General features: G+C 73.9%; 1 pseudogene. It reads left to right on the top strand.

Annotated features, from left to right (window positions below):
• Nucleotides 1–1108, top strand: a pseudogene (locus C666_RS19115) (cytochrome c biogenesis protein CcsA); the annotation flags it as partial.
• Between the last annotated feature and the right edge of the window lie 6 nt (nucleotides 1109–1114).

Raw genomic sequence — 1114 nt, 5'->3', positions numbered from 1 at the left:
GGCGGCCCTGGCGCAACTGGCTTTCGCCTTCGGCGCCCAGGCCGGGGGGCTGCCGCGGCCGGAGGAATACAAGCCTTTTCTCGCCATGCTGGTCAATCTGATGCCCAACGGCGGCGAGCTGGATGCCCTGCGCCGGGCCTTCGACCAGTGGGACGTGGACGGCTATGTGCTGGCCCGCCTGCTGCTGGCGCCGCTGGTGGTGCTGGGCGGCGTCGGCGGCTGGTATTTCTTCCGCCGGTTGTCGAAGCGCGCGGGCTGGGTGTCGCTGGCGCTGGCGGCAGCCCTCGCCGGGCTGGGCACCGGATTCGGCGGCGCGCTGACGCGCAGCTATGCCGGCGCCGGCATCCTGTCGCAGAACATCGTCGCGTTGTTGCCGCTGCTCGATGCGAGCCTGGTCGCGGGGGCCTACCTGGCGGCGGGCTGCGTGGCCTGGGCGGCGGCGTCGGGGTATCGCCTGGGCTGGAAGGGCGTGTCGGCGTCGGCGCCGCTGGCGGCGATCCATGCCGGCGTGGCGCTGATGCTGTGGGGCGGCCTGATGGCGACCGCGCTCAACACCTATTCGCAGCATGAGCTGGTGCCGGAGGCGGCGGGCTCCACCGGCTGGGTGAAGGACCGGCATGGCTACACCTTCCGCCTCGCCGACGTCCGCTTCGGCGAGGCGGACGACGGCGGCCGGCGCGGCGAGGGCGGCGTCCGCGCGTTGACCACGGTCGAGGTGCGCGGCGCCCGCGGCGAGATCATGGACGGGCAGACGCTCTACCGCGACAGCCGCAGCCCGCCCGAGCGCTACGACGGGCCGATGCGGCAGGTCTGCGAGTTGCTGGACTACCGCTATGCCCGCCACGTCACCACGCCGGGCTACCTGCTGGACCCCCTGATCGACCATGGCTGGGGCCGCAGCGTGCAATTCTGGATTTCGCCCGCGGCGCTGGCCGAGGCGGCGGAGTCGGCCAGCGCCGCAGGCGGGCCGCCGGTAGTGGTCGCGGTGGTGAAGGTCTTTCCGTTCGTGTCGCTGCTGTGGAGCGGGCTGGTGCTGGCGGGGCTGGGCGGCGCCTGGCTGGCGCTGCTGCCGCGCCGCGCGGCGGCGGGAGGTGCGGCGCGGCCTTGATGCCGC

It is taken from the genome of Thauera linaloolentis 47Lol = DSM 12138, assembly GCF_000310205.1.
In the GTDB taxonomy this organism is placed as follows: domain Bacteria; phylum Pseudomonadota; class Gammaproteobacteria; order Burkholderiales; family Rhodocyclaceae; genus Thauera; species Thauera linaloolentis.
The sequence above is the reverse complement of the archived record's forward strand: the minus strand, read 5'-3'. Positions and strand labels throughout refer to the sequence as shown.